Origin of the sequence: Foetidibacter luteolus, from assembly GCF_009650435.1 — a bacterium.
GTDB lineage: Bacteria > Bacteroidota > Bacteroidia > Chitinophagales > Chitinophagaceae > Foetidibacter > Foetidibacter luteolus.
Map to the genome: position 1 here is coordinate 1 of NZ_VVIP01000082.1, position 6995 is coordinate 6995.

Below are 6995 nucleotides of genomic sequence, written 5' to 3' on the forward strand. Positions count from 1 at the left end.
GCCATTTGGATGGACCGCTCAATAAAACAAATTGGACTTTTCAGAAAACTTGTCCTTCATTTTTACCCGGACCTTTGTGTCATATTTTAATCGAAAGAAAATGGAAGACAAAGGAACCGTTTTAGTAACGGGTGGAACGGGGTTTGTTGCCCGGCAGATCATTCTGCAATTATTACAAAAAGGATACCGGGTGAGGACAACTGTTCGTAGTCTGGCAAGTAAAACCCAATTGCAAAACACGCTGATAGCTCAGGGCGTGACGGCCATTGATCATCTCTCTTATGCAGAAGCAGAACTTACCAAAGACGATAACTGGGAACAGGTGATGAAAGGTTGTAAATATGTATTGAGCGTAGCTTCTCCAGTGTTCTTTGAGAAGCCCCAAAATGAGCAGGAAGCCATCCGGCCTGCGGTGGAAGGCATTTTGCGTATCCTGAAGTTCGCGAAGCTTGGGGGAGTGGAACGGGTAGTAATGACCTCCAATTTTGGTGCGGTCGGCTTTACGCAAACCGATAAGAGCAGGGAAACCACAGAAACGGACTGGACGGATACGGCAGCAAAGGGGCTATCGGCTTACGAAAAATCAAAAACACTGGCCGAAAGAGCAGCCTGGGATTTCATAGGATCGGAAGGCGGCAAGCTGGAATTGGTAACTATCAATGCCGTTGCCATTTTGGGTCCGACGCTGGGCGCGCATACCTCAGGTAGCTTCCATTTGCTTAAAAACCTGCTGAACGGATCGATGAAAGCAGTCCCGGACATTTCGCTTAACCTAGTAGATGTCAGGGATGTCGCAGATCTGCATATCCGGGCAATGTTAATTCCTGAGGCCAGTGGCCAACGCTTTATTGCCAGTGCAGACGGACAAATTTCATTGCCTGAAATTGCCGCATTATTGAGGAACAAACGACCGGATGTATCGCGACTGGTGGCTACAAGACGGCTACCGACCTGGATCCTGCGGTTAGGGTCATTAGTCAACAAGCAGGCTAAAGAAGCGCTGTTACTCATCAGGATGAACCGGAATATAAGCAATCAAAAAGCCAGGACCGTATTAGGCTGGAGCCCTATTGCCTCGCAGGAAGAAACATTGCTGGCATCGGTAGACAGCATGGTCAAATATAACCTGATCAAAACTGACTGATATGAAGATCTTAAGCGGCGCTTTGATGTTGATTTCTTTATATTTAGGTATCGGCCATGGCGGCCGGGCATGGAAGAAACCATCTGAAGAATACATCCATATGATGTCGGTCCTGGGGATAACGGATGCAATGCGCATGGTGTTTGGCGTATGGGCGATCACCACGGCCATATTGATCTTATTTCCCAAGACGTTCTTTTGGGGAAACGCGCTTCGGGCGGTGCAGTTGGTAATCATGATGGCCTTAGCGCTGAAAGCAGGAAATTACAAGTTCGCTTTAATAGAAGTGCCATTTTTGATCGTGCCTTTGTTGCTAATCTATTTAGGGCATCCCTTCAAAGGTGAAACGGCTTAGCAAAACTAAACCCGGCAAGATGAGATCGATAACTAATCACTTGAAGCCTGATATACTGAAAGAACAGTTCATCCCCGACCATCTTTTTTTATATGTTGCCAAAGGTAGCGTCAGTTTTTTTGACGGAAACGAAATTTACACCTACCGATCGGGTGATTGCTGTATTGCCCGCAGAAACCACCTGGTCAAATTCATACTCAACAGCACGACTGAAGATTTTGAGCCGATCCTGTTTTGTTTTGATGAGGAGTTCCTCCGTCAGTTTGGGCAAAAGCACCAAAACAACATCGCAAAGTTTTGGTCCGAACGGGCTATTATAGAGGTTGCTAAAACTGAATTGATCTACAGCTTTATCCGGTCGATAAAACCTTATTATATAGGTGCTATGGAACTGGACGCCGCCTTTGAAGATGTTAAATACGAGGAGCTGCTGATCATCCTGCTGAGGTCGCAACCTGAGCTTGCGGGTATATTCTTTAATTTCGATACCCCTCAAAAAATTAATATAGAAGCCTACATGAACCGGAATTTTCGGTTCAATGTCAGTCTGGAGCGATTCGCTTTGCTCACAGGACGTAGCCTTTCTGCTTTCAAACGCGACTTTAAATTGGTATTTAAGGACTCCCCAAGCCGCTGGTTGGTGAGAAAGCGTTTGCAGGAGGCCTATTTTCTTGTGCAGCATCAAGGCAGGAAGCCTTCGGATATTTATCTTGAACTCGGTTTTGAATCCTTATCCCATTTTTCTGTTGCCTTCAAAAAAGAGTTTGGGATAGTTCCAACTTCGCTTAAAATGAACAATGGAGACTAATGGGTAAATCAGTTAATGACAGCTACTGAAGATCTCACGGGCTTTTGAACGCTTTTGTCCGGCTCACTTCATTTTTTACCATATGATAAATGAATGCCCCGCGCCGTGTACTATCTTTAAGTGATGGAAGCGCTTATAAATCTGATCCTGCAATTTGGTGACCTGAACAAACAACAAATCGAGTTTTTGCTGAGCAAGGTTCAAACACTTGAACTCAAAAAAGACGATTACCTGTCGGAAGCCGGGAAAGTGCCCCGGTATGTGGCTTTTGTGCTGGAAGGCGTGTTCCGCTTTTGCTATTATAACAACAAGGGAGAAGAGATATCTAATTATTTTGTGGATGAAGGCAATTTTGTGGTGGACAATGAAAAATTTGAATCGCAGATCGCAGCCTCGGAATATGTACAGGCAGTAACCGACTGCAAAGTACTTGCTTTTACTAAAAAAGACTGGGACGAGATATCCAACACCATTGTGGGCTGGGAAATGATGAAAGCCAAGATGGTAAAAAAATGCCTTTTGCTGGCCATGGAGCGGCGCAGTCCGCTGGTATCGGAAGATGCCACCACGCGTTACCTGTCATTCATCCAAAGCTTCCCTAACCTCATCAACCGTATCCCACTTTCATACGTGGCCTCATACCTGGGCATCACCCAGCAATCGCTGAGCCGTATACGCCGTAATATCCGTTAACGGTGCTTTTTACCAAATGGTAAATGTTTTCCCGTTGTCATTTCCAACATTTGCTTATTCATTTAAACAATTAAAAAAGATGAGCAAAAAGATCGTATTAATAACGGGAACAAATAGTGGTTTTGGCTGGCTAACCGCCCATACGGTGGCCGCCTTAGGGCACCACGTGTACGCCACGATGCGCGATACCAAGGGGCGTAATGCCAATAAAGCCCAGGCCCTTGCGGCCGTTGCAAACGTAACCGTTTTGGATGTTACCCTGACCGACGACGAGAGCGTGAAGCAGGCCGTTGATACCATTTTAGCCAAAGAAGGCGCTATTGATGTGCTGGTAAACAACGCCGGTTACGGCATGACTGGTGTTGCCGAAAGCTTTACCACGGCCGATGTGCACACCACATTTGATATCAACGTTTATGCCCCCTGGCGACTGATCAAACAAGTGTTACCTGCCATGCGTAAACAGGCCGAAGGACTGATCATTAACGTGACCAGCGGCTTTGGGCGGGTATCGTTCCCGTTCGCTACCATTTATGCGGCCTCCAAATTTGCACTGGAAGGAATAAGCGAGGGCCTGCATTACGAGGTGAAACGTTTAGGCATCGATGTAGCCATTGTGGAGCCGGGTGCTTTCCCTACCGAAATGCAGCAAAAGAACAACCCCGCATCTGATCAGGGTGTGTTTGCGGGGTACAGTGCCATTGCTCATATACCCAACAAAATGGTAGCCGCGCTGGGTGGAGAGATGCAAGCTAAAAAACCGAACCCGCAGGATGTTGCCGACGCCATTGTAAAATTGATCAACACCCCAAAAGGCACCCGGCCATTACGCACCGTGGTTGACCCCATAACCGGCCAATACATTGAAGCCGCCAACCAGGCTATAGACGAACAATTTGCCAAAGGATTGAGGGTGTTCGGAATGGGAGAGTTATTGTAAGCGGGACAGCTTTAATAGGGCGGCAGTGGCGTGAGCTACTGCCGTTTTTTATTTGTTGTTATTGGCGAATGTGTAAGATATGTTTGTATTGGCCTAAAGCTAATTGCTATTCGGCTCAAATAGCCCCAGCGGAAGATTTTGTTGCCTGCGGCTTTTGAGTTCAAAATATGCTTCCCATGAGCCGCATTAAGGTTTTCCTACCAGCAAAGCGATAGCGTTGCCTGGCGGGGAAATTTATGAGTAAATCTGAAACGATTGTTTCAGATTTATATATCTTCGTGCCGATATGGCCAGGAATGTTGAATTTGACGAAGCACTTGCGATTCAGAAAGCGATGGAAGTTTTTTGGAAGAAGGGGTATAACGGCGCTTCGCTCCGTGACCTGACCGATGCCATGCAGATCAACAGCAGCAGCCTTTACAATACCATCGGCGATAAGCAGGAACTTTTTGTACGTTGTGTTCAGCATTATACGGACCTGCGAAAGCTGGACTGGGAAAAGCGCCTGAAAAGCAAGAAATCACCATTTGCTACCCTGGTGGACTACATGCACGATGCGGTGAATATTATCATCAATGGCGAAGACAGTTGTATGGCTGTTAAAAGCGCTTTTGAAGTGGCTACAAATGACCAGCGCGTAAAACAAATCCTGGTGGCGGACGATCAGCGATCATATCAATTTCTGCATGACCTGATCAGTAAGGCAATGGATCAGGGTGAGATACGCGCCGACGAGGACCCCGCATTGCTTGCCGATTATTTTAACAGCACCTGGACGGGTTGGTACGAGAGCTATATCCTTCACAAAGACCCTGTGAAGATCAAGCGCATGGCAGCGTATTTTATTAAGCAATTATCAAAATAATTTTTTTCACCTTTTCTGAAACAAACGTTTCAGAATAATAATTTTCAAATATGGATACAACAGATTTAAAAGGTAAAACAGCTTTAGTAACCGGTGGCACAAAGGGAATTGGTAAAGCTATAGCTGATGAACTGGCCAAAGCAGGTGCGCAGGTCATTGTCAGTGCGAGAACAAAACCGCAAGAAATCCCGCATCATTTTATTGCCGCAGACGTTACCAATACCGGTGACGTAGACCGGCTTGCCAAAGAAATTGATGACAACTTCGGAGGTATTGACATTCTGATCAATAATGTAGGCGGGCTGACTACGCCGGGTGGTGGACACAGTACACTGACCGATGCGCATTGGCAACAGGAATTAGACCTGAACCTCATTTCTGCCATTCGCCTGGACAGGACCTTGCTGCCAAAGATGATAGAAAAGCAAAGCGGTGTAATCATCCACATTTCTTCGGTCGCCGGGAAACAAGCATTATGGAACTTGAATTTAGCTTACGCCGTCTCTAAAGCGGCGCTGAACAGTTACAGTAAAGCGTTGGCTACCGAACTGGCCGCTAAGGGTGTACGTGTCGTGACCGTAGCGCCGGGCGCGACCAAAACAGCACCCATGGTAAAATTTCTGGAAGATTATGCTGCTTCAGCCGGTATCACTCCCGAAGAAGGCATAAGACAATTGATGGCGCAGACCGGCGGCATTCCAATGGGGAGAATGGCCGAACCGGAGGAGGTTGCCCAGCTTGTCCATTTCCTGGTTTCACCTTCCGCCGCTTACCTTACCGGAGCGATCTACGCTATAGATGGCGGATCATTGCCGGTTGTCAGTTAAATGTAAAAGTAACTATTGGGATAAATGAAAGCCTTTAACGGTTGATTAAAGGTTTTCGTTATTGTCTTTCCATCAAGAAAAGTTCCAATCAAAGGGCATTGTTTTTCCCCGGGTTATAATTAGCCGTCAACTTAAACCGGAGATCTTAAGCCAAGTAGCGACACTATATTGCTGCTACGTCATCAATTTAGCGCAGCGCGATATGCTGATGGCGTAAACTTGGTTCTTAATTTAAAAAGCCTGCTGAACGACTGCGGGTGCTCAAAGCCGAGCAGATAGGCAATTTCGCTGACGGATAGTGCTGTGCCGGATAATTTTTCTTTTGCGGCTTCTATCAGCTTGTCATGAATGTGTTGTTGTGCAGAACGCCCGGTATGCTGCCGGATCAGGTCGCTGAAATATTTAGGCGTAAGGTTGAATTTGGCTGCTATCGCTGCTACATTCGGCACGCCGTGTCCTGGAATGGCGTCAGTATGTATCAACTCATCGAGGTACTTTTCAAATCTGGCAAGAAGGGTATTGTATTTTGGTTTACGCGTCAGGAACTGCCGCGTATAAAAGCGGTCAGCATAGGTCAGTAGTAGTTCGAGGCTGGAAATGATCACATCCTGGCTATGCTTATCTATAGGCCGTATGGCCTCCTTTTCGATCTGCATGAAAACTTGTTCAATAAATGCTTCCTCGTCCTCGGACAAGATCAAAGACTCGGTTACCGCATAGTCGAAAAAACTGAACGATCTGATCCTGGTCTGCAGTGAAGTTCCTTTGATATAATCAGGGTGAATCATGATCAAAAACCCGCCGGGCGGGATAACTTCACCATCCTTGATAAATGTTTGTTTGGGGGCAAAAAAAGACAGGACACCTTCGTCAAAATCGAACTCGGACTGGCCATAGATCATTTTATTACAGCAACCCTTTTTATAAGTTATCTGGTAAAAATCTGCGCTGAGTTTCATGCCATCTTCAAGCTCGATCGCCGGGAATTCTTTAAACCGGAGAACGGTAAACAGCGGGTGCTTTGGTTTGGCAAAGCCTAACAGTTTATGTAATTCAGCTAATGAATCGATATGTAAATGCGGTCTGCTGTTATTCTTCATATGCTTAACCTTTTTGGTTCGTCCGTTTTTTAAAAGTCCTGGCGGAGCTTGCCGCGATCACCGAATTGGGTATCACGGTGAGCAATTTGACTGCAAAGCGGTTAATACCCCCTGATACCGCAGTCCTTTTTCCGTTATAGTAGGCTTTAGTAAATTCTTCAGCCACCTGGTCTGCCGTTTGGGTAGGTGCTCCGGCGATCAATGCATCACCTGTTTCATTTTTTAATGCTGCCGCTTCCATAAAATTAGTGGAAGTAAGACCT

Annotated in this window: 9 protein-coding genes; 7 read left to right on the forward strand and 2 right to left on the reverse strand. The window is 46.2% G+C overall.

Going from position 1 to position 6995, the window contains the following annotated elements; translation table 11 throughout:
• Positions 1-100 precede the first annotated feature (100 nt).
• The 7 genes from F0364_RS25525 (at position 101) to F0364_RS25555 (ending at position 5632) form a co-directional block, all read left to right on the forward strand.
• Positions 101-1144, forward strand: a complete 1044-nt coding sequence (locus tag F0364_RS25525; RefSeq protein ID WP_153799035.1) for an NAD-dependent epimerase/dehydratase family protein — start codon at positions 101-103, stop codon at positions 1142-1144.
• Between the two features lies 1 nt (position 1145).
• Positions 1146-1499 (forward strand): hypothetical protein, encoded by a 354-nt coding sequence (locus F0364_RS25530; RefSeq protein WP_153799036.1) that lies wholly within the window; start codon positions 1146-1148, stop codon positions 1497-1499.
• A 40-nt stretch (positions 1500-1539) separates the two neighbouring features.
• On the forward strand, positions 1540-2307 hold the full coding sequence (locus F0364_RS25535; RefSeq protein ID WP_235921135.1) for a helix-turn-helix domain-containing protein: 768 nt from the start codon (positions 1540-1542) through the stop codon (positions 2305-2307).
• Positions 2308-2430: 123 nt separating this feature from the next.
• The gene (locus F0364_RS25540; protein WP_153799038.1) at positions 2431-3000 is read left to right on the forward strand and encodes a Crp/Fnr family transcriptional regulator; all 570 of its coding nucleotides are present in this window, start codon (positions 2431-2433) and stop codon (positions 2998-3000) included.
• 79 nt (positions 3001-3079) lie between these two features.
• The gene (locus tag F0364_RS25545; RefSeq protein ID WP_153799039.1) at positions 3080-3940 is read left to right on the forward strand and encodes an SDR family oxidoreductase; all 861 of its coding nucleotides are present in this window, start codon (positions 3080-3082) and stop codon (positions 3938-3940) included.
• A 286-nt stretch (positions 3941-4226) separates the two neighbouring features.
• The gene (locus F0364_RS25550; RefSeq protein ID WP_153800661.1) at positions 4227-4805 is read left to right on the forward strand and encodes a TetR/AcrR family transcriptional regulator; all 579 of its coding nucleotides are present in this window, start codon (positions 4227-4229) and stop codon (positions 4803-4805) included.
• A gap of 50 nt (positions 4806-4855) precedes the next feature.
• Positions 4856-5632 (forward strand): SDR family oxidoreductase, encoded by a 777-nt coding sequence (locus F0364_RS25555; protein ID WP_153800662.1) that lies wholly within the window; start codon positions 4856-4858, stop codon positions 5630-5632.
• Between the two features lie 182 nt (positions 5633-5814).
• On the opposite strand, the gene F0364_RS25560 is transcribed toward F0364_RS25555, so the two are convergent.
• Positions 5815-6732, reverse strand: coding sequence for a helix-turn-helix domain-containing protein (locus tag F0364_RS25560; RefSeq protein WP_153800663.1), 918 nt, complete (start codon positions 6730-6732; stop codon positions 5815-5817).
• A gap of 4 nt (positions 6733-6736) precedes the next feature.
• A partial coding sequence (locus tag F0364_RS25565; RefSeq protein WP_207632881.1) for a hypothetical protein occupies positions 6737-6995 on the reverse strand: 259 nt, incomplete at its 5' end.

Bases quoted from the DNA above. Each gene is read 5' to 3' on its own strand.
- F0364_RS25525 (WP_153799035.1), top strand. From the start codon at position 101: ATGGAAGACAAAGGAACCGTTTTAGTAACGGGTGGAACGGGGTTTGTT.
- F0364_RS25530 (WP_153799036.1), top strand. From the start codon at position 1,146: ATGAAGATCTTAAGCGGCGCTTTGATGTTGATTTCTTTATATTTAGGT.
- F0364_RS25540 (WP_153799038.1), top strand. From the start codon at position 2,431: ATGGAAGCGCTTATAAATCTGATCCTGCAATTTGGTGACCTGAACAAA.
- F0364_RS25545 (WP_153799039.1), top strand. From the start codon at position 3,080: ATGAGCAAAAAGATCGTATTAATAACGGGAACAAATAGTGGTTTTGGC.
- F0364_RS25550 (WP_153800661.1), top strand. From the start codon at position 4,227: ATGGCCAGGAATGTTGAATTTGACGAAGCACTTGCGATTCAGAAAGCG.
- F0364_RS25555 (WP_153800662.1), top strand. From the start codon at position 4,856: ATGGATACAACAGATTTAAAAGGTAAAACAGCTTTAGTAACCGGTGGC.
- F0364_RS25560 (WP_153800663.1), bottom strand. From the start codon at position 6,732: ATGAAGAATAACAGCAGACCGCATTTACATATCGATTCATTAGCTGAA.